Below are 21,067 nucleotides of genomic sequence, written 5' to 3' on the forward strand. Positions count from 1 at the left end.
GTCGCGGAGATGGGCGAGCGGGGGGCGCGGGCTGTTGGGGTCGACCCCGACGAGCGGATGATCAGCCTGGCCCGGGAGCGCTGGCCCCGCGCGGACTTCCGGGTTGCGGACGCCTACGGGCTGCCCTTCGTGGACGGGGCGCTACGCGGCTATCGGGCCGACAAGGTGTACCACGTCCTGGACGACCCGGCCCGTGCGATCACGGAGGCATGGCGCGTGCTCGGTCCCGGCGGGCGCATCGTGCTGGTCGGGCAGGATTGGGACACGTTCGCCATCGACGCGGATGACGCCGCGCTCACCCGCACCATCGTGCAGGCGCGTGCCGACATGGTCACCGCGCCTCGTATCGTCCGGCGCCTCCGGCAGTTGCTGCTGGACGCGGGCTTCGCGGACGTCACCGTGGAGGCCCGCACGGCGGTCTCCACCGACGCGGCCATTGTGCCCGTGCTGGCCGACATGGCCGGCAAGGCGCAGTCTGTTGGGGCGATCAGCGAGGCGGAGGCCGACGCCTGGGTCGCGGAGCAGCGGGAACGGGGGCGGAGTGGGCGGTTGTTCTTCGCCCTTCCGATGTTCGTTACCGCGGCCACGCGGCCCTGACCGGCCCGTTCGGTCCTCCCGGGTGGGGGGAGGACCGGACGAGCCCGTGCGGGCGGGTCAGGCGACGTCCAGTTCGCGGCGGCGTTCGGCCCACAGGAGGGAATGGCGGATGGCGTCCTCGATGGTGTATTCCGGTTTCCAGCCGAGCAGGTCCCACGCTTTGGCCGGGTCGACGAAGGCGCCTACCACGTCGCCCGGACGGGCCGGGGCCTCTACCGCCTGGAAGGCGTCGCCGACCACCTCGCGGAAGGCTTGGACCAGTTCGCGGACGGTCGTCCCGTCGCCCGTGCCCAGGTTGATGACCTCGTAGCCGGAGCCCTCGCCCCGAGGGGGGTTGATCGAGTCGAAGCGGGCGGCGGCCTCGGCGAAGGCGCGGGCGATGTCCCAGACGTGGATGTAGTCGCGGATCGCGGTGCCGTCGCGGGTCTCCCAGTTCACGCCCGTGATCGTGAACGGCACGCCGAGGGTGTGGCACTCGATCATCTTGCCGAGGGCGTGGGTCGGTTTGCTGTTCTGGAGGCCGGTGCGAAGCTGGGGGTCGGCGCCGATCGGGTTGAGGTAGCGGAGCGAGATGACGCGCAGGCCGTAGGCCTTGCAGAAGTCCTCCAGGAGGAGCTCCGCCATCATCTTCGAGCGGGTGTACGGGTTCTGCGGCTCCAGGGCGGAGGTCTCGGTGACGGAGAGGTCCGCCTCGGGGCGGTACATTCCGGCGGTGGACGCGAAGATCATCCGGTCGCAGCCGTTGCGGACGAGATGTCCCGCGAGGTCGAGCGTCTTGGTCAGGTTGACCCGGTAGTAGCGCAGCGGGTCGGCCATCGAGTCGGGCACGACGATCAGCGCCGCGCAGTGGACGGTCGCGACGATCTCCGGGTGGCTCTGGAAGATCTCGTCGACCAGGTCGCCGTCCGCGATGTCGCCCCGGTAGAAGATCTTGCCGTCCGCGAACTCCTGCCGCCCCGTGACGAGGCTGTCGAGCACGACGGGCGTGACGCCGCGTTCGGCGAAGGCGGAGGCGATCGTGCTGCCGATGAAGCCGGCTCCCCCGGTGATCAGGACTTTCATGGGCCATCCCCTGATTGCCAGTACGTCCCTCGAAATGACAGGGATCAGGATCAGCAGGCGAAAGCGGCTGGTCAACGCCCCGCACTCCCCGTGACCGAGTCTGGACGGAGGTGAACCTCGCGCCGTGATTTCGCGTCCGCGCACGCGATTTTCTGCGGGCCGGCCGCGGGAGCGTGTCCGGTCTTGGCCGCCGCGATCGGGCGCGCGGTGGAAGTACAGCGTTTGCAGGATCCGCCGGGCGGCTTCGGCGGTCATGGTCGGGGCATGGAACCGATCCGCGTCCTCATCGTGGACGATCACGCGCTCTTCGCCGAGGCCCTCGCGACCCGGCTGAGCCGCGAGCCCGACCTGGTGATCCTGCCGATCGCCGCCGACGTGCGGCGCGCACTCGCGCTGACCGCGACCGAGCGCCCGCGGGTGCTCGTGCTCGACCTGACGCTGGGCGCGGAGAGCGGGCTGGAGGTCCTGGACCGGGTCCGCGAGTCCGATCCCGAGGTCCGGGTCGTGATGCTGACCGCGATGAGCGACCTCGACGCGATGGTGCAGGCCGTCCGGCGGGGCGCGGTGGGCTGGCTGGAGAAGACCGAGAGCGCCGACCTCGTCGCGCAGGTGATCCGGTCGGCGGCGTGGCGGGGCGGCTGGATCCCGCCGGACCTGCTGGGCGAGGTCCTGCGCCGGCTCCTGCGCGACGGCGGCGAGCAGAACGGCGGGGCGCGGCTGCTGGCCGGGCTGACGCCGCGGGAGCGGGAGGTCCTGCAGTGCATGGTGGACGGCCTCGGCCGCGCGGAGATCGCCGAGCGGCTCGGGCTGTCGGCGAACACCGTCCGCACCCACACGCAGAACCTGCTGGCGAAGCTCGACATGCATTCCGCGCTGGAGGCGATCACGCTCGCGATGCGCGCCGGAATGCGCCCCTCGGACGGGTGAATCCGCCCGCCGCGGCGGCCTGATGCAAACGGCGTAGTCGGGGGTCGTCGTTTGCGCGATTGCTCGGGCGGGTCCCGTTTCTACGCTCGCGATCGACCGAACTTTCTTCGTCCGCCCCGTCCGCGGGGACCTGCCCGGGCCGGTCCGCCGAGGACGAAGAGCGTTCACCGAAGCCGGAGGGAAGATCGTGGAGATCGACGAAGTCGCCGCGCGGGTGGTTCGCAGCTACTGGGCGCTCCTGCTGGTCATGACGGTTCTTCCGGTGACGCTGGTGGCGCTGCTGATGAGCGGGCAGGAGCCGGCGTCGGTCGCGAAGTCGCGGCTGCAGGCGAGCAGCAAGGCGACCGACGCGGCGCCGGGGGACGCGGGCGTGAGCATCGTGGTCAGCCAGGTGAAGGCGTTCGCGACCGGCGAGACCCTGCTGACGCAGGTGCTGCGGGAGCAGCGCGTGGACCGGACGACGGTGAAGACCGCGAAGGCGATCGAGGTGACCGGGCTCGGCACGTCGACGGTGGTCGAGCTGTCGGTGAAGGACGCCGACCCGGCCGTGGCGCGCAAGCTGACCGACGCCATCGGCGCCGCGGTCGTCAGGGAGATCAACCAGTCCAACCAGGGCTCGATCAAGCAGCAGATGGACGAGATCGACAAGCGCGTCCGGACGCTGGAGCGCAGGCTCGGGCCGCTGTCGCGGCGCGCGGCGGCGCAGCCGGTGCCGGACGTCGACGCGGCCAACGAGCGGGAGCGGGTGCAGGCGGAGCTGGCCGACCTGCGGTCGAACCGCTCCGACCTGCAGACGCAGCTGACGTCGGCGGGGACCGCGTCGGTCGTGCAGCCGGCGGTGCTCGCGCCGAGGACTGACCCGACGGTGATGATGTCGGCCATCGCCGGGCTCGTCGGGCTGATCGGCGGGATCCTGATCGCGGTCGTGGCGGAGATGGTCCGGCCGACGATCCCGGGGCAGCGGCGGGTGGCGCGGCGGCTCGGCGCGCCCCTGCTCGGCTGGGCCGACCAGGGGCCGGCGCGGCTCGCGGACACCGGACGGCGCGTCCGGCTGGCCGCGAAGAAGGAGGGCGTCGGACGCGTCACGGTGGTCGGCGCGCCCGGCCCGCTGCCGGCGTCGCTCGTGTCGTCGGTGGCGGCGGCGGTGTACGGGGACGAGACCAAGGTCGTGGGCGTCGCGTCCGCGAAGCCCGCGAAGACCCGGCCCGAGCGGAGCGCCTCGGACGACGAGCCCGAGGGCGACGAGGGCGGCGACGGGCCGTCCCTCAACAGCGGCGGGCCCGGCGGCAAGAAGAGCACGTCCGTGGTCCGCGCCGGCGGCACCGCCGTCATGACGAAGAAGTCCGGCGAGGTGTCCCCGTCGGAGATCACCCAGCCGGTCCCGCTCCGCCAGCTTTGCCACGTGCACGCGTTCGAGGACATCGACCCGGGCTCCGACGACCTGGTCGGCGTGGTCGTCGCGGTCGGCCCGGTGACGACGGTGGCCGGGCTGGAGACCGTCCGCGACCTGCTCGCGGCGTCCGGCTGGCCGCTGCTCGGTGTCATCGCCACATCCCGCAAGATCGCCGTGTCCCGCAAGACCGCCTGAACCGGAAGCAGGGGTAGCCCATGAGTTCGTCCGTTCCGTTCACGATCCCGTCGCTCGCCGGCGAGGTGGCCGACGCCGTCGTCAAGGTGCTCGACTCCGGCTGGATCACGACGGGGCCGCAGACGGCCTCGTTCGAGCAGGAGTTCGCCGACTACCTGGGCGCGGCGCACGTGGTGAGCGTCGCCTCGTGCACGACCGCGCTGGAGCTGTGCCTGCGCGCGCTGGACCTGCCGCCCGGTTCGGCGGTGCTCACGCCGAGCCTGACGTTCTGCGGCGCGATCAACGCGATCCTGCACGCGGGGCACCGGCCGGTGCTGGTCGACATCGACGAGGACACGCTGGTCCCGAGCCCGGAGACGGTGGCCGCGGCGGCGGGGCGGTGCAAGGGCCCTTCCGGGGGGCGTGGGGGGTCGTCCCCCCACAATGACGCACCGGCGGCGATGATCGTCCAGAACCAGGGCGGATATCCGGTCGACGTCCCGGCGCTGGCCGAGGCCGCGGGGCTGGACCGGACGCGGATCATCGAGGACGCCGCGCACGGGCCCGGCGCGGCCCGCGGCGGCAAGCCCGTCGGGTCGGAGTCGTACGCGGCGTGCTACTCCTTCTACGCCACCAAGAACATGCCGATCGGCGAGGGCGGCGCGGTCGCGTCGAGCGACCAGGAGTTCGCCGACCGGGTCCGCGCGATGCGCCTGCACGGGATGAGCAAGGACTCCTGGAAGCGGTACCTGCCGGGCGGGAGCTGGCGGTACGACGTGAAGACGGTCGGGCTGAAGGCGAACATGACCGACGTCCAGGCGGCGATCGGGCGGGCCCAGCTCGCGGCGCTGCCGGGCTGGCAGGAGCGCCGCGCCGAGATCGTCGCCGGGTACGACGAGGCGCTGCGCGGGCTGCCGGGGCTCGTGCTGCCGCAGCGGAACCTGGACGGCGTCCAGCACGCCTGGCACCTCTACCAGGTCCGCGTCCAGGACCGCGACGCGATCAGCGGGGAGCTGGAGGCGGCGGGCGTCGCGACGTCCGTGCACTTCATCCCGGCGAACCAGATGACCGCCTACCGGGAGATCCTCGGCGCGGACGAGTGCGCGCGGGTGCCGGTGACCGACCGGGTCGGCGAGGAGCTGCTGTCGCTCCCGCTGTACCCCGGGCTGACCGCCGACGGGCAGGACCGCGTCATCGCCGCTCTGACCGAGGCGCTGCGGACCCGGGGCTGACCGTGCGATTCCTGCCGCGCCGCGACACCGGCTGCCAGGGGGACACCGGCGGTGACCCGGACGCCGGGGCGCCCGTCCCGGCCAGCCCGCTGGCCCTTCTCATGGGGCGGGACGAGGTGGACCTCGCCGGCCCGCGCGGGCGTGTGCTCGTGCGGGGCCGGCGGGTGCTGGTCACCGGCGCGTGCGGGGCGGTCGGGCGGGCGCTCTGCGACCAGCTCGAACGGCTGGAGCCCGCGGAGCTGTGCGCCGTCACGGTCTCCGAGATGGACGTGCGGGACGCGGGCCGCGTCGACCGCGTCATCGAGGACGCCCGGCCCGACCTGCTGTTCCACACCGCCGCCCGGGACGGCCTCGCGGACGTGGAGGGCGACCCGTGCGGGGGCGTCGCCGACAACGTCCTCGCCACCCGGCACGTGATCGACGGCGCGGTGCGGCACGGCGTGCGGCGGCTGGTGTTCGTGTCGTCGGACAAGGCCGCCGTCCCGACGTCGGTGCTCGGCGCGACGATGCGGCTCGGCGAGCTGCTGCTGCGGACGGCGACGGGCGGCCCGACGTGCTTCGCGGCCGTCCGCGTCGGCAGCGTCATCGGGGAGGCCGGGCCGCCGCTGAGCCTCCTCGCGGACCGGATCGCGTCACGGCAGGTCGTCACGATCACCCATCCGGAGGCGGCGCGCCACCTCATGACGGTGGAGGAGGCGGCCGGGCTGCTGATCGAGGCGGCGGCGATGGCGGAGGAGGCGGAGACCTTCGTCCTCGACATGGGCCGGCCCGTGCCCGTGATCGACCTCGTCCACCGGTACGCGCAGCAGCTCAGGCTGCCGGAGGTGACGATCAGGTTCAGCGGGCTCGGGCCCGGCGAGAAGCTCGCGGAGCAGGCGTTCGCCGACTCCGAGCGCCGGATCCGGACCGCGCACCCGAAGATCTGGGCGACCCGTCCCGCCGCGCCGCCGGCCGGGCTGCCGCAGCTCCTGGACGAGCTGGACGCGGCGGCCGGCGCCGGCGACGCCGACGCGGTGCGCCTCCTGCTCCGCCGGCTGCTGCCCGAATACCACCCGGTCCGGCGTCCCGAACCGACCCTCCCGGCCCTGTGAGGTGTGCCCGTGAGTACAACCAGGAAGCTCAGAGTCGCCACGGTGATCACCCGTTTCAACGGCGGCGCGGGACAGGTCGCGCTGAACGGCGTGCTGGCGCTCCCCGACGGCGAGTACGAGCGCGCGATCGTCACCGGCGGCGTCGGCATGGACAGCACCGCGATGGCGAGCGGCGACGACGTCCGTTACGGGGACGAGGCCGTCGCGAACGCCGCGCCCGGCGACCTCACCCCGCGGGCGCACGCCGCCGGGATGGAGATCGTGCAGGTCGGGCCGCTGGTGCCGCAGATCTCGCCGCGCGACGACCTGGCCGCGCTGCGCACGCTGACCCGCGTCCTCGCGGACGGGCGGTACGACGTCGTCCACACCCACAGCGCGAAGGGCGGCGTGATCGGGCGGGTCGCGGCGGCCCGCGCGGGCGTCCCGCGGATCGTGCACACCTGGCACGGGTTCCCGTTCAACGAGTTCCAGTCGTGGGCGCGGCGACGCCTTTACATACGGCTCGAAAGAATCGCGGCGAAACGCACCGACGCGTTCCTCGCGATCGGGTCGGAGACGGTGACGACCGCGCTGCGCCTCGGCCTGACCACGCCGGAGCGGGTGCGGCTGTCGTGGCCCGCCGTGGACGTCGGCGCCTACGCGTCCGCGCCCGGGTCCCGCGCGCAGGCCCGCCGCCGCCTCGACCTCCCGCTCGGCGTGAAGGTCGTCGGGTCGATCGGGCGGCTGACGTTCCAGAAGGGCCCGGAGATCTTCGCGAAGGCCCTCGCCCGGCTGCCCGACGACGTGTTCGGCCTGTGGGTCGGCGGCGGCCCGATGGCGGACGAGCTGGAGCGGCTCACCGGCAGGCTCGGCATCGAGGAGCGGATGCGCTGGCTCGGGCACCGCGACGACGTCGCCGACGTGCTGCCCGCGTTCGACGTGATGGCGATGGCGAGCCGGTGGGAGGGCCTGCCGTGCGTGCTGGTCGAGGCGATCGGGGCGGGCATCCCGCTGATCGCGACGGCCGTCCCGTCCAACCAGGACCTGGTGCTCGCCGGTGAGACGGGGATGCTCGTCCGGCCGGAGGACCCGGAGGGGCTCGCCGGGGCGATCGCGGCGCTGCTGGACGACCCGTCCGCCGCCGCGCGGATGGCGGAGCGGGCCCGGGCGCGGGTCGGCGACTGGTTCTCGCCCGCGCACCTCGGGACCGTCCTGGACGAGACCTACCGGGGGAGCTCGCACCGCCCATGACAGCGACCATCGAGGCCCCGGCCCGGGCACCCGCCGGTTCCGCGCCGCCCCCGCTCAAGCGGCGGGTGCGGTCGACGTCGGTCGTCCTGGTCGCGGGCATCGCCTCGCTGCCGATGCTCATGCCGGCCGGGCTCCCGCCGGGCCCGGGCAACACCGGGCTGCCCGACCTGGCGCTCGTCGTCGTCACCGCGGCGACCTTCCTGTGGGCGGGCACCCGGAAGCTGCCGATCCGGTGGCCGTTCCTCATCCCCACCCTCCTGACGATCATCGCGGGCGGCATCGCGGCCCTCGTCAACGACGCGGGCGCGCTCACCCTCGTCAAGGACCTGTTCGTGCTGCTGTGGGCGGTCAGCATCGCCAACCTCGGCCGCGAGACGGGCCACCTGCGTGTCGCCCTCCGCGCGTTCGTGTGGATCGGCACGTTCTACGCCCTCGTGATGATCACCGGCTTCGTGCTCGGCCTGGACGCCCTGTCGGGCAAGCAGGTCGACGGCGAACGCGCGATGTTCACCTTCGGCGACGCGAACTACGCGTCCAACTGGTTCATCTGCGTCTTCTTCATCGCCCGCGCGACGCGCTTCCCCGGCACGGCGTGGAGACGGTGGACGGTCTGCGGCGTCCTGCTGACCGCCGAGATCCTGACCGGCTCCAACGGCGGCCTCCTCGCCCTCCTCGTCGCGATCCTGCTCGGCTACCTGTTCCGGCTGTTCCGGGAGGGGAAGGCGCACCACGCGATCGCGGTCGCGTCGCTCGCGGTGTTCCTCGGTGGCGGCGGCGTCGCCGTCGTCACGCAGGTCGACATCCAGCCGTTCCTGGACCGGGCGAGCGAGACGTCCCCGATCCTCCGCGACTCCATCGGACGGACGACCGGGGAGAGCACCAACTCGCGCAGCACCGTCCTCGGCACCACGATCACCATGATCGAGGAGCAGACCCACCCGTGGGGCATCGGCGCCGGTGAGACGGAGGCGGCGATGCGGGTGCGGCAGGAGACCTACGTCCGCGAGGCGCACAACGACTACGTCGCCGCCGTCCTGGAGCGCGGCTTCCTCGGGGGCGCCGCGCTGATCGTGCTGGTGTTCGTCCTGCTGCTGTACTGCGCGCGGATCGCCCGGCGCAACGCCCTGACCAGGGAGTACGCGCGGCTCGTCCCGCGCCCGGAACTGTTCGGCGCGCTCGTCGCCGTCTTCCTCATCTCGGGCCTGTTCTACGAGACCCTGCACTACCGCCACGGCTGGGCCTTCTTCGGCCTGATCGCCGCCCTCCACTTCTTCGGACGCCGCGAACCCGTCCCTGATCGCGGGGTGAGACCCGGCGGCGCACTGATCGCACCTCCGTCTCCGTCCAGAAGAAAGCGGTCAACAGCGACCGCCCCTGTGCCCGCCAAGCAAGAGGAGCCGCCGCCCGACGACGCTAGGACGAGCGCGGCGCGGCTGCGACGTCGGCTGGTCGCGCTGGTGGCCGGGAACATGGCCGGACGGATGGGCGCGCTCGCCTCGCTCGGCATAGCGACGATCATGGTGGCGCGGATCGGCGGGCCGCAGCTCGTCGGGGCGTTCACGCTCGTCCGGGTCCTGCCGGGGCTGCTGTGCCATCTGTGCAACGCCGGGCTGCCCGCCGCCGCGCCGTTCTTCCTCGCCCGCAAGGACAACGACCAGAGCCGGGTGCGGCCCACGCTCGCCTGGCTGACCGTGATCGGCGCCACGATCTCCGGTGTCGCCTGGCTGGCCCTCAGCCCGCTGTTCTTCCTGGTGTTCTTCAAGTCGTTCGGGATCTGGGTCACGCTCGCCGCCGCCGTGCCGTCCTTCACGCAGGGCTTCGTGTCCGTCGGCAAGGGGCTGCTCCAGGGCACCGACGACCAGCCGGGCGCGAGCCTCGCCATCGCGGTCGAGGAGTTCGTGTTCCTGCCGATCTACCTCGTCCTGCTGACCGGCTGGTACGGGCCCGGCGCGCTCATCGCCGGGCTGGTGCTCGCCGACCTCGCCGCCGCCGCGTGGATCGCGCGGCGGCTCGCCTGCCGCGGGTTCTTCTCCGGCTGGGGACGGCCCGACCGCAGGCTCGGCCGCACGATCACCGGATACGGGTTCCGCGGCTACCTCGGCCAGCTCATCGACCTGCTGCAGCTCCGGTTTGACATGGCGTTGCTCGGCGCGCTCGCCGGGCCGAAGGTCCTCGGCGTGTACACGGTCGCCAGCAAGTTCGCCGAGCTGGTGCAGCTTCCGGGGCTCGCGGTCAACTACGTCCTGTACCCCGACTTCGCCAAGGAGGACCGGGAGACCGCGACGAAACGGACGTCCCGCCTCATCCTCCCCGCGCTCGGCGTGTCGGTGCTCGCCGCGCTGCCGCTCGCGCTCATCGCCGGGACCGCGCTGCCGTGGGTCTTCGGGGACGTGTTCGACGACGCGGTCGTGCCCACCCACATCCGGCTCGCGGGCGTCGTCACCTTCGGCGTCACCGGGCTGATCATGGCCTACCTGTACGGGGTCGGACGGCCCGGCGCCGCGTCCACCGGGCAGGGCATCGGCCTCGTCACCGTCGTCGTGCTCGGCGCCGTCCTGATCCCGGCGCACGGCGCGATCGGCGCCGCGATCGCCACCTCGCTGTCCTTCGTCGCCACCACGGCCGCGCTGCTGGTCTGGTTCCAGCACGTCAAGAACACCTCCCCCACAGATCCGTCGCTCACGACCAAGGGGTGACCATGTCCGAGGACCATTCGGCGCTCGCGAGCCGTCCCATCGACCCGTCCGACGGGGTCGCGCCGTCCCGGGCCCGCCGCGTCCTGGACGTCGCGGGCGCGGTCGCCGGGCTGCTGCTCCTCAGCGTCCCGCTGCTGATCGTGTACGTGCTGGTCCGGCTGTCCAGCCGCGGTCCCGGCGTGTTCCGGCAGACGCGGGTCGGGCAGGGCGGGCGGCCGTTCGTCATGTACAAGTTCCGGACGATGCGGCAGGGCGTCGGCGGGCTCACCGTCACCGCCAACTGCGACCCGCGCCTCACGAAGATCGGCAAGCTGCTGCGGCAGTGGTCGCTGGACGAACTGCCGCAGCTCGTGAACGTGCTGCGCGGCCAGATGACGCTCGTCGGCCCGCGGCCCGAGACCTACGGCCTCGCCGTCCACTACGACGCGGACTGCCGCTGGATCTTCGACCACCGGCCGGGGCTGACGGGCGTCTCCGAGGTCCGGTTCCGCGACTTCGACGTGCTCGGCCCCGGCGAGGAGGTCGACCTCGTCAACTACATCGAGCGGATCGTCCCGGCGCGGGTCTCGGTGGACGCCGTCTACCTGCGCGACCCGTCCCTGCGCGCCACATTCGGCGCACTGTGGGACACCGTCAAGCATGTCCTCGGCTTCACGCTGCCGCCGCTCAAGGACACTCAGAAGAAGCCACCGCAGGAGACGGCGACCGCGGCCCGCACCGCCGAGGAGCCCGGCTCCGCAGCCTGACCGACCTTTCGGGGGAGCAAGCCATGGACATCCGGGGCGTCCCGTACAAGGTGTCGGCCGTCGCGGCCACGCTGCTCGCCGTGATCGGCTTCCTCCTCTACATGCGCGACCGGACGGCCGAGTACCGGCCCTACGACGGGCCGCTCGCCTCGCCGGGCGCGCCCGGCGGCGGGCCCGGCGGGACCCGGCGGATCGCGCTGAACACCGAGCCGTCCGACTATCCCCGGCTCCAGGAACTCGGCTACGACCTGGTGGACGTCAAGGCCGAGCCGTCGCTCGTCGCCGGCGTCCCGCAGGGCATGCAGGCGCTGCTGTGGGTCGGCAACTTCACCTGCGACGGCTTCGTGCTCGGCTTCGAGGAGTTCCAGCAGGCCGTCCAGCGGTTCGGACGCGACCCGAAGGTGTACGGCTGGTACCTGTCGGACGAGCCGAACCCCGGCGAGTGCCCGGAGATCGCGACCGAGATCCGGCGGCGCGCCGCCTACATCGAGCGGCACGCGCCCCGCCAGATCTCGTTCATCTCCCTGACCGACTGGCCGATGAAGCCGGTCACCCCCGAGGCCGTCGGCGTCGACCTGGTCGGCCTGGACCCCTACCCCTGCCGCGGGTCGTCGAAGGCCCGCGAGCGCTGCGACATCGGGGCGATCGACCGGATGGTCAGGATGGCGGACGTCGCCGGCATCCCGCGCTCGCGGGTCGCGCCCGTCCTGCAGACGTTCGGGCAGAGCTGCTCCAGCGGCGACAAGCAGTACTGGCTGCCGACGCGGGAGCAGTTCCGCGAGATCCTCGCCCGCTGGGACCGCCTCGCGCCGCGCCCCCCGCTGGAGATCTCCTACTCCTGGGGCCACCAGGACGAGTGGGCCTGCCCCACCCTCGCGGACGCCACCGGCGGCGACCACCCCGATCTGCAAAGCCTCGTGAAGGCCCGCAACAAAGGCCGCTGAGCAGGGCTAATTCCCTCCCGGGTTCTCGGCCACGGCCGGATGGCCGGACGACGGGACGGTGAAGTCCATGGATCCGAGCTTCAACGCCAGGACTTCCATCACACCGATGACTAGAACGAACGCGACGGCCAGCAGGCCGAGCCGCGTGCGGGTCAGACCGCGCACTCTTCAATCCCCCCAGACAAGCAGGCTGAAAATCTAACATGAGGTGGTGCATAACCCCATGTCAGACACGCTTCACTCGTCTCGGGGGATTGCACGACGAACGGTGATTCAGGTCACTTTCCGGCTCGTGAGATTGGTGGCTCTGGCGTTGACGCATTCGCCGGTCGCGAGGTCAAAGGCGAAGTTGTGGGCGAGGCAGTGGATCTGCCCGTCGCGGACGACCGCGCCCACCGACAGGTCCTCGCCCGCGTGCGGGCAGTAGCGCGGGATGTCGTAGCGGGCGCCGTCGCAGGAGACGGTGATCCGCTCGGACTCGTCGCGCCCGGTCTCGTACGCCTCGACGGCCTGCAGCGCGGGCGCGTTGGCGTGCTTGAGCAGGCCGACCAGGTAGTCGTTGTAGACGTCCGGGTCGCGGTAGAGGCTGAGCCGGAACGAGATGAGGAGGTCCTCCCACGCCAGCCGCCCCGCGAGGACGCCCTCGATCCAGCGTCCCGCGGTGGTGATCCGGTAGTGCGGGCGGGCGCCCGGGGACGCCGCGGCGACCGTGACCCCGTCCGGGGAGAAGTCCACGTCCCAGACGCCGCCGTTCGGGCCGGTGACCTCGAACTGCACCGTCATGGAAATCTGCCGGAGGAAGTAGTCGCTGAGCCCGCCGAGGTACTCGAAGTGGGCGGCGAACCGGTCGAACAGGTCGGGACCCGGCTCCGGGTGCATCGCCATGACCTCGGCGATGTCGGGCGCGCGGTCGGCCGCGTACTGCTTGAGGTAGCCGGGCCGGTCGGCGTCGGCGAAGGAGAACTCCGCCGAGACGGGGTCGCGGATGATCTCACCGGTGTCGAGGTCGATGGCGTCGCCGGGCTTGAAGTAGTCCCAGCGCTGGTTCGGCAGGTGCTCGCGCAGCCATTCCGTGGCCATCTCGGGGTCGCAGAACGCGCCGTCCTCCTGGCCGAGCACCCAGTTGAGGTGGTCGACCTCCTCGTCCAGGAAGCACGGCGGGCCCGCGAACGGGACGGCCAGCTCGGGCGCCGTCTGCCGGACGAGCCGCTGCACCGAGCGGAGCTTCGACACCCGCTTGTCCATGGAGATCTTCGCCATCTCCTCGGCCGGGTACCGGTAGCAGATCGGATGCCAGGACGCCCCGGACGTCTGCACGGCCATCAGGTCGAGCCGCCCGCCCGCCAGGTGCTTGGCGCGGCGGGCCTGCGCGGCGGTGAGCCGGGCGTCGTTGCCGTGCAGGATCCCGCGGCCGTCCGCCACGATGAGAAAGGCCGCGTCGTGGCACATCGGTGAGAGCTCTGGAATCGCCGTGATCCAGGAGCCCCGATTGTCGAGCGGGAATTTCTCCCACGCGGTCAACTCGATTACCTGACGGCCGCCCGCGGCGGCCGCCATGCGCTCGCGGAAGGCCGGTCCCGGATAGCGCGGAATGAGGATTCGGGTCCGGGCCGGAAGCCGGTCCAGGACCCACGGGTCGAAATGATCTAGATGCTCGTGCGAGACCGCGATCCAGTCCGCGTCGAGCAGCGGGGCGGGGTCGAGGTGATCGTTTCTCGGAAACTGGTGCCAGGCTCCGAGAAAGGCCCCCGTTGGAGCGAGCCACGGGTCCGCGAGCAGGTGGAACGCGAGCGCGTCCACCGCCACGCCCGCATGTCCGAGAAATGTGACCTTCGGCATGTGGAGACTGTCTCTCCCGCGGGCCGCCGGCGCACCCGCCGGAATGCGCAAAGCGGCTACGCCGTAGGCATGAAAGAAAGGCGGATGGTGAACGACAAGGGGAACTGACAATCCTGACAAGGACGCACCGTCAATCAAAAAGGTTCACCCACTGCGGTGCGTGTCCACTTCCGGACAGACAGTGGTCTGTTACGGCCATTTCCTGGACAGCGTGCGTATCGCGGAGAGAACGTCTAAGCGGTGCTTGAAATAACGTACGGGGGGACCCATGGACAACGGGTGGTCTCGGTCTTCTCCGGTGGAACCTCCCGTGGGCGTGGGCACGCTCGCGGGCACAGGGCCCCGGGAACCAAGGCCCGGCGACGAGCTCCCCGCCGCCGGCGAGCCGCATGCCCGCGGGGCGAACGTCCTGTGGCGCCGGCGGCTCCGGCACGACATACGCCACGAACTAGGCACGATCATCATGCTGGCCTCGGCCGTCGCCGTCGCGGAGGACGTAGGCGCCACCAGCAGGGCCCGCATCGAGCAGCTGCTCGGCGAAACCCGGTGGCTTGACCATCTGCTCCGCCAGCTCGACGACGGCGCGGACGACGAGAACGCCGACCGCCCGCCGCCGAGCCCGGAGCGGATCCGGGTGGACGACCTCACCGCCGAGATCGTCACCGGGATGCGCCTCGCCACGCCGCACGAGGTCTGCTTCAGCGGCGGCGAGGCGTGGGCGCACATGGACCCGGTCGCCCTGTGGCGCGCGGTCCGCAACGTCCTCGACAACGCCTGCCGCGTCGCGGACGGACGCGTCGACGTGCGGGTCGAGGCCGACCAGGGCTGGATCGTCATCCAGGTCGACGACGACGGCCCCGGGTTCGGCGCGGGATGGAGCACGCAGCCGGGCCCCGCCGCGCCCGCCGGACGCGGCGTCCTGCCACGGGGCCGGGAGCGCGGGAGGCCCAAGGCCGCTCGGCGCGGGCTCGCGTCGCTGGGCCTCGGGATCGTCCACGACCTCATCTCCGGGTACGGCGGCAGCCTGGAGATCCGCACCTGCGAGATGGGCGGGGCGCGCGTCCGGATCCTGCTTCCGGCGGCGCCGCCCCCGGACACCGCGGCCGTGCACGTCGACGTGCACCCCGAGGTGCACCCCGAGGTGCACGCCGACGACTGGCGGCTCCATCCATGAGAATGGTCGTCTGCGATGACCACGCGGTCTTCGCCGAGTCGCTGTCGCTGGTCCTGGCGGACGCCGGGCACACCGTCGTCGGGGTGGCCTACTCCCCGGCCGACGTGATGCCCCTGCTGCGGATCAGGCAGCCCGACCTGTGCCTGATCGACCTGCAGTTCCCGTCCGGCACGGCGCTGGACTGGATGCCGCGGCTGCGCGCCGCGTCCCCGCGCACGAGGTTCGTCGTCCTCACCGGGTTCCTTGAGCAGCCGGTGCTGGAGGCGGGCGTCGAAGCCGGCGTGCGCGGGTTCGCGCACAAGGGGCAGCAGGCCGGCGACATCCTCACCGTGCTGCGGCGCGTCGCGGACGGCGAGATCGTCACCGACCAGCCCGTCAGGCGGAGCGGGACGCGGCCACGCAGCCAGGCGCAGCAGGTCGCCCGGTTCCTCACCCCGCGCGAGCGGGAGGTCCTGACGCGGCTCGCGCGCGGCGAGTCGACGCAGGCCCTGGCCAAGGCGATGGGCGTGACGCGCAGCACCGCGCGCAGCCACGTGCAGAGCGTGCTCAGCAAGCTGGGCGTGCACTCGCAGCGGGAGGCGGTGATCGAGGCGGCCAGGCACGGTCTCGTCAGCGTGGAGACCGGGGAGTGGCTCGCCGGCTGACCCCCTCGGCGAGGCGTGCGTCTAACGGACGGCCGAATCCGGACCTTTCAGGGTCCGGGCCGGACACGTTAGCGTCCGTCTTGCAGAGGAGGTTCCCATGCCTCAACGGCGAGGCGCACTGCCCATCACCGACGCCGGGGTGGTCGACTGCGCGGACGCCTACGCGCGCGGCGTCCCCTTCGACCGGCTGGAAAGGCTCCGGGCCAAGACCCCGGTGGTCTGGCTTGACGGCCGCATGGCCGACCGGCCGGGCTCCTGGGCCGTGCTGCGCTACGCCGACGTCCACCACGCCCTCACGCATCCGGAGCTGTTCGCGCCGCAGGGCGACGGGATCCTGCACGGCCCCGTCACCGCGGACGTCCCGGACGCCGGCACCGTCCCGCCCGCACCCGAACGGTCCGCACCCGAGCCCATCGACATGGACCCGCCCGCCCGGGCCATGCTCGCCCGCGTCCCGTACGGCGAGACGGTGGACTTCGCGGGCGACGTCGTCCGCGACCTCCCCGAGACGCTGCGCAACACCCTCGCCGGCGGCCTCTACGCGCTGCTCCGCCACCCCGCGCAGTACGTCCGGCTCCAGGAGGCGCGGTGGGACGAGCGGCTCGTCGACGGCGCCGTCGAGGAGATGCTGCGCTGGTGGACGCCCATCCTCCAGGTCTGGCGCATCGTGCGGCGCGACACCGTCATCGGCGGCGTGCCGCTGCTCGCCGGTGAGCGGGTCACGCTGTGGCTCGTCTCCGCGAACCACGACGACGAGGTGTTCCCCGACCCGGGGCAGTTCCTGCCGGACCGGTTCGTCCGGGGCGCCCGGTCCCATCTCTGCTTCGGTTTCGGGTTCCGCGCCTGCCTGGGCGCCCGGCTGGCCCGCGTGCAGCTGCGCGCCCTCCTCGACGCGCTGCTGGAACGTCCGGGGCTGCCGCAGATCGTGGGCGAGCCGGTGATGCTGCGGTCCAACGCCCGCCACGGTTTCGAGCGCCTCCCCGTCCGATGGACCCGGTGACCCGCCCGTGGAGTCGCCGACCGCGCGGGTACGTCCCGAGGAGTAGCGACGCTGACTCCCCACGGCCGACGTGGCCCCTGACCTCGATGACTTAACGTGCTGACATGAGCACTTCACCGCCGCACGGCCCGGTCCGGCACCACTGGCCGACCCCCGCCGCGTGGCCGGTATGGGTCGTCCCGGCCTTCCTGGCGGTCGTCCAGGTGTTCGGGTCGTTGGGCGCGCAGCACGGCGGCGGGGGGCGGCCGGGGTCCGGCCCGCCGTGGGCGGACGGTGGAGGCGGCGGTTCCGGCGCCGGCCACACCGACCTCGACGTCCTCGGATTCGGCCTCGTCCTGGCCGGTCCGGCGCTGCTCCTGCTGCGCCGCCGGAACCCCGTGTTCACCCTGGCCGCGATCGGGGCGGTGACCGCGCTGTACCTGCTGCGCGCCTACCCCTACGGGCCCGCCCCGTTCTCCCTCGGCGTCGCGATGATGGCCGCCGTCGTCGCCGGGCACCGGCTCGCCGCCTGGGCCGGGACGGGCGTGGGCCTGGCCGCCTTCTTCGGCCTGTCCGCGCTGATCGGCGTCCCGGAGAAGGAGCGCGGCTCCGGCGGCTGGTTCTCGCCGCAGGAGCCGAGCGTCGCCAGCGCGACGTTCGTCACCGCCTGGGCGCTGGTCGTGCTCGTCACGTCCGAGCTGGTCCGGATGCGGGCCCAGCGGGCCGCCGAGACGGCCCGGACCCGCGCCGAGGAGGAGCGCCGCCAGGCCAGCGAGGAGCGGCTGCGGATGGCCCGCGAGCTGCACGACGTCCTCGCCCACAACATCTCGATGATCAACGTGCAGGCGGGGGTGGCGCTGCACCTGATGGACGAGAACCCCGAGCAGGCCCGGACGGCGCTCGCCGCCATCAAGGAGGCCAGCAAGGAGGCCCTCACCGAGATGCGCGGCGTGATCGGCGCGCTGCGGTCGCAGGGCGAGACCGCGCCCCGCACGCCCACCGCGGGCCTCGGCGGGCTGGACGACCTGCTCGCCCGCGCCCGCTCCGCCGGGCTCCGGGTCGACGCCGAGATCACCGGGGACCGCCGTCCGCTGCAGGCGGGCACCGACCTCGCCGCGTTCCGGATCGTGCAGGAGTCGCTGACGAACGTCAGCCGCCATGCCGGCCCCGGCCCGGTGACGGCGCGGGTCCGCATCGCCTACGGTGAGCACGAGATCGTGGTGCGGGTCGACGACGACGGCCAGGGGGTGTCCCTCCTGGACGACCCCGGCGGCAGCGGCAGCGGGATCCGCGGCATGCGGGAGCGGGCCACGGCGCTCGGCGGCTCGTTCGACGCGGGGCCGCGGCCTGGCGGGGGGTTCCGCGTCCGCGCGACGCTCCCCCTGCGGGCGGGACCGGAGCCGGACGAGCCGGCGGCCGCGGACGGCGCGTCCGCCGTGAGAGAGGACTGACGGACATGCACGTCTCTGGTGGCTCGCCGGACGCGCGGGGCCCGCTGATCAAGGTGCTGCTGGCCGACGACCAGGTGCTGGTCCGGGCTGGTTTCCGCGCGCTGCTGGACGCGCAGCCCGACATCGAGGTCGTCGGCGAGGCGAGCGACGGCGAGGAGGCGGTGGCGCAGGCGAAGCGGCTGCGCCCGAGCGTCATCCTGATGGACATCCGCATGCCGGGACTGGACGGTCTGGAGGCCACCCGGCGGATCGCGTCCGACGACCGGCTGGACGGCGTGAAGATCGTGATCCTCACCACATTCGAGCTGGACGAATACGTGTTCGAGGCGCTGCGCGGCGGCGCGAGCGGGTTCCTCGTCAAGGACACCGAGCCGGTCGAGCTGATCCACGCCGTCCGGGCCGTCGCGGACGGGGACGCGCTGCTGTCGCCGTCGGTGACCCGCCGGCTGATCGCCGAGTTCGCCGCGCGGGCCAAGGAACCCGCGCCCTCGCCGCGGCTCAACGCCCTGACCGAGCGGGAACGGGAGGTGATGGCGCTGGTCGGCGAGGGCCTGTCGAACGAGGAGATCGCCGCCCGCCTGGTGGTCAGCCCGGCGACCGCGAAAACCCATGTCAGCCGGACCATGGTGAAGCTCAACGCGCGCGACCGCGCGCAGCTCGTCGTGTTCGCCTACGAATCCGGGCTAGTCAAACCGGGCTGGCTGCCCTAGAAACTGTTCACTGTGGGACGATCCACTGTTGTCGTCCTACCGGTCATGGCAGGGTGGACGGCGTAGGCCGTCGTTGACGTAAGGGAGTCCGGTGCCGAGCGACACGAGGATCCTGGCCGTCGACGACCGCGAGGAGAACCTGACCGCGCTCGCCGCCGTGCTCGACGCGCTGCCGGTGGAGGTCGTGCCCGTCACGTCCGGGCAGGCCGCGCTGAAGGAGCTGCTGAACGACGACTTCGCGCTGATCCTGCTCGACGTCGTCATGCCCGAGATGGACGGGTTCGAGACCGCGGGCCACATCAAGTCCCGGCCCCGCACCCGCGACATCCCGATCATCTTCCTCACCGCGGGCGGCGAGGCGGGCGAGCAGGCGTTCCGCGGGTACGCGGCCGGCGCGGTCGACTACCTGACCAAGCCGTTCGACCCGTGGCTGCTGCGCGCGAAGGTGTCGGTGTTCGTGGAGCTGCACCGCCGCAACCTGCAGCTCAGGCGGCAGGCGCAGATGCTGCGCCAGACCCTCGCCGAGGGCGACGGGGAGGCGGTGCTGGCGGGCGGCGAACGGCTGCTGTCGGTCCTCGACGAGCGCGTCAAGCTGATCGAGGAGGACGTGGCCCGGCTCCAGGGGGGCGAGCCCGCCGCCGACCTCGACGCGCACGTCGCCGACCTCCGCCTCGCTCTGGACGCCCTGTCCGCGGGCGGCTGATCCCCCTCAGCGGGCTTCGATCACGTCCGGCCGGACGCGGACCGCGATCGCCGGGCTCGAAAGCGCCGCCGCCCGGGCTTCGGCGCCCGTCCGCAGCTTGCCGCGCAGGATGAACGCGCCCACCAGCACCGCCGCCACGACCAGGACCACCGCGATCGTCACGACCAGCAGCGTCCTGCGGCGCTCCGCACGCCCGCCGGGACCCGCGGGACCGGCGCCCCGCGGGGACGGCGGAGGCGGCTGCTGCCAGTTCGCGTACTGCTGCGGCTGCTCCCACGGCGGCGGCGTCTGCGGAGGAAGACCCGGCTGCGGCCCCTGCCCCTGCGGCCGGGAGGGCGGCGGCGACCATTCGGTCTGCACGAACGTCCGCGCCTCGGGGTCGTGTCCGGGACGCGGCGGCTGGTGATGCGAGCCGTTCTGCTGCCGCCCCTGGCCCTGGCCTGGGTTCTGGTTCTGGCCCGGGTTCTGGTTCTGGCTCGGAGGCCGGCTCGTGGGCTGGAACTGGCCGGGGTCGCGGCGGGTCGGCGGGGTCAGGTCGTCCGGGTCGAGGACGGTCTCCGCCGACACGTCGTCCGCCCGGGTGGGCAGGAAGCGGCCGGACGGCTCGTCCGCCACCGTCTCCTCGGCCTGCGCCGCCGCCGGGGGCAGCATCGCCACCCGGGTGAGCAGCGGGTGCGCCTGCGCGGCGGTCATCCGGTTCACCGGCTCGCGGGCGAGCAGGCCGTCCAGCACCCGGGCGAGCGGGCCCGCGTTGCGCGCCGGCGGGACCGGCTCGGTCAGCGCCGCCTGCAGCGAGGCCATCGCGTCCGACCGCTCGTACGGGGAGCGTCCCTCCACGGCCGCGTACAGGGTCGCGCCCAGCGCCCACAGGTCGGAGGCGGGCACCGCGCGCTCGCCCTGCGCCCGCTCAGGCGGGATGTAGGCGGGCGAGCCCATGACCAGGCCCGTCTGCGTGAGGGTCGCGTCGCCCTCCACCTGCGCGATGCCGAAGTCGGTGAGCACGACTCGCCCGGTGTCGGTGATCAGCACGTTGCTGGGCTTGACGTCGCGGTGCAGGATGCCCTTCTCGTGCGCGTGCCGGAGCGCCCCGAGCATCTGCAGCCCGATGTCGGCGACCCGGCGGTGCTCCATCGGCCCGCGTTCGAGGAGGTCCTGCAGGGACGGGGCGAGGACCAGCTCCATCACGATCCAGGGCCGGTCGGACTCCTCCACCACGTCGTGGACGGTCACGACCCCGGAATGGTTCAGCCGCGCCGACGCCCGCGCCTCCCGGAACGTCCGCTCGTACAGGACGCCGCGCTCGTTGTCGTTGAGCCCGGGCGGGAGAACGACCTCCTTGACGGCGACCTCGCGGTCCAGCATGACGTCGAAGGCGCGCCACACGGTGCCCATGCCGCCCCGCCCGACGACCGAGTCGAGCCGGTAGCGGTTACCGAGCAGACGTGGCTGTGCCATGGCTAGAGGGTCCCCCCGCT

The 21,067-nt window shown here is 72.8% G+C and carries 19 protein-coding genes; 15 read left to right on the forward strand and 4 right to left on the reverse strand.

The window, feature by feature from the left end; translation table 11 throughout:
- A partial coding sequence (locus ETD83_RS17020; RefSeq protein ID WP_138646110.1) for a methyltransferase domain-containing protein occupies window positions 1-597 on the forward strand: 597 nt, incomplete at its 5' end.
- A 57-nt stretch (window positions 598-654) separates the two neighbouring features.
- Here ETD83_RS17020 and galE read toward each other — a convergent pair.
- The gene (gene galE / locus ETD83_RS17025; RefSeq protein WP_138646111.1) at window positions 655-1,659 is read right to left on the reverse strand and encodes a UDP-glucose 4-epimerase GalE; all 1,005 of its coding nucleotides are present in this window, start codon (window positions 1,657-1,659) and stop codon (window positions 655-657) included.
- Between the two features lie 264 nt (window positions 1,660-1,923).
- On the opposite strand from galE, the gene ETD83_RS17030 reads away from it, so the two are divergent.
- From ETD83_RS17030 to ETD83_RS17065, 8 genes are all read left to right on the forward strand, one after another.
- Window positions 1,924-2,586, forward strand: coding sequence for a response regulator (locus ETD83_RS17030; RefSeq protein ID WP_138646112.1), 663 nt, complete (start codon window positions 1,924-1,926; stop codon window positions 2,584-2,586).
- A 187-nt stretch (window positions 2,587-2,773) separates the two neighbouring features.
- Window positions 2,774-4,174: a YveK family protein gene (locus ETD83_RS17035; protein WP_138646113.1), complete on the forward strand. Its 1,401-nt coding sequence runs from the start codon at window positions 2,774-2,776 to the stop codon at window positions 4,172-4,174.
- Window positions 4,175-4,194: 20 nt separating this feature from the next.
- The gene (locus ETD83_RS17040; RefSeq protein WP_138646114.1) at window positions 4,195-5,385 is read left to right on the forward strand and encodes a DegT/DnrJ/EryC1/StrS family aminotransferase; all 1,191 of its coding nucleotides are present in this window, start codon (window positions 4,195-4,197) and stop codon (window positions 5,383-5,385) included.
- Window positions 5,386-5,387: 2 nt separating this feature from the next.
- A complete protein-coding gene (locus ETD83_RS17045) occupies window positions 5,388-6,476 on the forward strand; it encodes a polysaccharide biosynthesis protein (protein WP_138646115.1) in 1,089 nt (362 codons plus the stop codon).
- Between the two features lie 9 nt (window positions 6,477-6,485).
- Window positions 6,486-7,706 (forward strand): glycosyltransferase, encoded by a 1,221-nt coding sequence (locus ETD83_RS17050; RefSeq protein WP_138646116.1) that lies wholly within the window; start codon window positions 6,486-6,488, stop codon window positions 7,704-7,706.
- A complete protein-coding gene (locus tag ETD83_RS17055; protein ID WP_138646117.1) occupies window positions 7,703-10,402 on the forward strand; it encodes a lipopolysaccharide biosynthesis protein in 2,700 nt (899 codons plus the stop codon). The genes ETD83_RS17050 and ETD83_RS17055 overlap by 4 nt, the downstream gene beginning before the upstream one ends.
- Window positions 10,403-10,404: 2 nt before the next feature.
- Window positions 10,405-11,148, forward strand: coding sequence for a sugar transferase (locus ETD83_RS17060; protein WP_138646118.1), 744 nt, complete (start codon window positions 10,405-10,407; stop codon window positions 11,146-11,148).
- Window positions 11,149-11,171: 23 nt separating this feature from the next.
- On the forward strand, window positions 11,172-12,092 hold the full coding sequence (locus ETD83_RS17065) for a hypothetical protein (RefSeq protein WP_138646119.1): 921 nt from the start codon (window positions 11,172-11,174) through the stop codon (window positions 12,090-12,092).
- 6 nt (window positions 12,093-12,098) lie between these two features.
- Here the strand turns inward: ETD83_RS17065 and ETD83_RS42535 are convergent, their stop codons facing one another.
- Both ETD83_RS42535 and ETD83_RS17070 read right to left on the reverse strand, forming a co-directional pair.
- Window positions 12,099-12,257 (reverse strand): hypothetical protein, encoded by a 159-nt coding sequence (locus ETD83_RS42535; RefSeq protein WP_171064262.1) that lies wholly within the window; start codon window positions 12,255-12,257, stop codon window positions 12,099-12,101.
- Between the two features lie 108 nt (window positions 12,258-12,365).
- A complete protein-coding gene (locus ETD83_RS17070) occupies window positions 12,366-13,931 on the reverse strand; it encodes a Rieske 2Fe-2S domain-containing protein (RefSeq protein WP_138646120.1) in 1,566 nt (521 codons plus the stop codon).
- Window positions 13,932-14,241: 310 nt separating this feature from the next.
- Between ETD83_RS17070 and ETD83_RS17075 the strand changes: the two genes are divergently transcribed.
- The 6 genes from ETD83_RS17075 (at window position 14,242) to ETD83_RS17100 (ending at window position 19,592) form a co-directional block, all read left to right on the forward strand.
- Window positions 14,242-15,105 carry a sensor histidine kinase gene (locus tag ETD83_RS17075; RefSeq protein ID WP_171064263.1) on the forward strand — a complete coding sequence of 288 codons (864 nt, stop codon included), beginning with the start codon at window positions 14,242-14,244 and terminating at the stop codon, window positions 15,103-15,105.
- Window positions 15,102-15,749: a response regulator gene (locus tag ETD83_RS17080; RefSeq protein WP_138646122.1), complete on the forward strand. Its 648-nt coding sequence runs from the start codon at window positions 15,102-15,104 to the stop codon at window positions 15,747-15,749. Before ETD83_RS17075 ends, ETD83_RS17080 begins: the two co-directional genes overlap by 4 nt.
- 97 nt (window positions 15,750-15,846) lie before the next feature.
- Window positions 15,847-16,749 carry a cytochrome P450 gene (locus tag ETD83_RS17085; protein ID WP_138646123.1) on the forward strand — a complete coding sequence of 301 codons (903 nt, stop codon included), beginning with the start codon at window positions 15,847-15,849 and terminating at the stop codon, window positions 16,747-16,749.
- Window positions 16,750-16,853: 104 nt separating this feature from the next.
- Window positions 16,854-18,179: a sensor histidine kinase gene (locus tag ETD83_RS17090; protein WP_138646124.1), complete on the forward strand. Its 1,326-nt coding sequence runs from the start codon at window positions 16,854-16,856 to the stop codon at window positions 18,177-18,179.
- Window positions 18,180-18,223: 44 nt separating this feature from the next.
- On the forward strand, window positions 18,224-18,889 hold the full coding sequence (locus tag ETD83_RS17095) for a response regulator transcription factor (protein WP_138646131.1): 666 nt from the start codon (window positions 18,224-18,226) through the stop codon (window positions 18,887-18,889).
- A 91-nt stretch (window positions 18,890-18,980) separates the two neighbouring features.
- Window positions 18,981-19,592 (forward strand): response regulator, encoded by a 612-nt coding sequence (locus tag ETD83_RS17100; RefSeq protein WP_138646125.1) that lies wholly within the window; start codon window positions 18,981-18,983, stop codon window positions 19,590-19,592.
- A gap of 6 nt (window positions 19,593-19,598) precedes the next feature.
- Here the strand turns inward: ETD83_RS17100 and ETD83_RS17105 are convergent, their stop codons facing one another.
- Window positions 19,599-21,047, reverse strand: a complete 1,449-nt coding sequence (locus ETD83_RS17105) for a serine/threonine-protein kinase (RefSeq protein ID WP_138646126.1) — start codon at window positions 21,045-21,047, stop codon at window positions 19,599-19,601.
- Between the last annotated feature and the right edge of the window lie 20 nt (window positions 21,048-21,067).

Source organism: Actinomadura soli (genome assembly GCF_005889715.1).
Classification (GTDB): Bacteria; Actinomycetota; Actinomycetes; order Streptosporangiales; family Streptosporangiaceae; genus Spirillospora; species Spirillospora soli.

What these genes read in the sequence shown, in the direction of transcription:
- galE (WP_138646111.1), bottom strand. Translation starts at nt 1,659, where the DNA reads ATGAAAGTCCTGATCACCGGGGGAGCCGGCTTCATCGGCAGCACGATC.
- ETD83_RS17030 (WP_138646112.1), top strand. Translation starts at nt 1,924, where the DNA reads ATGGAACCGATCCGCGTCCTCATCGTGGACGATCACGCGCTCTTCGCC.
- ETD83_RS17040 (WP_138646114.1), top strand. Translation starts at nt 4,195, where the DNA reads ATGAGTTCGTCCGTTCCGTTCACGATCCCGTCGCTCGCCGGCGAGGTG.
- ETD83_RS17055 (WP_138646117.1), top strand. Translation starts at nt 7,703, where the DNA reads ATGACAGCGACCATCGAGGCCCCGGCCCGGGCACCCGCCGGTTCCGCG.
- ETD83_RS17060 (WP_138646118.1), top strand. Translation starts at nt 10,405, where the DNA reads ATGTCCGAGGACCATTCGGCGCTCGCGAGCCGTCCCATCGACCCGTCC.
- ETD83_RS17065 (WP_138646119.1), top strand. Translation starts at nt 11,172, where the DNA reads ATGGACATCCGGGGCGTCCCGTACAAGGTGTCGGCCGTCGCGGCCACG.
- ETD83_RS17070 (WP_138646120.1), bottom strand. Translation starts at nt 13,931, where the DNA reads ATGCCGAAGGTCACATTTCTCGGACATGCGGGCGTGGCGGTGGACGCG.
- ETD83_RS17080 (WP_138646122.1), top strand. Translation starts at nt 15,102, where the DNA reads ATGAGAATGGTCGTCTGCGATGACCACGCGGTCTTCGCCGAGTCGCTG.
- ETD83_RS17085 (WP_138646123.1), top strand. Translation starts at nt 15,847, where the DNA reads ATGCCTCAACGGCGAGGCGCACTGCCCATCACCGACGCCGGGGTGGTC.
- ETD83_RS17090 (WP_138646124.1), top strand. Translation starts at nt 16,854, where the DNA reads ATGAGCACTTCACCGCCGCACGGCCCGGTCCGGCACCACTGGCCGACC.
- ETD83_RS17105 (WP_138646126.1), bottom strand. Translation starts at nt 21,047, where the DNA reads ATGGCACAGCCACGTCTGCTCGGTAACCGCTACCGGCTCGACTCGGTC.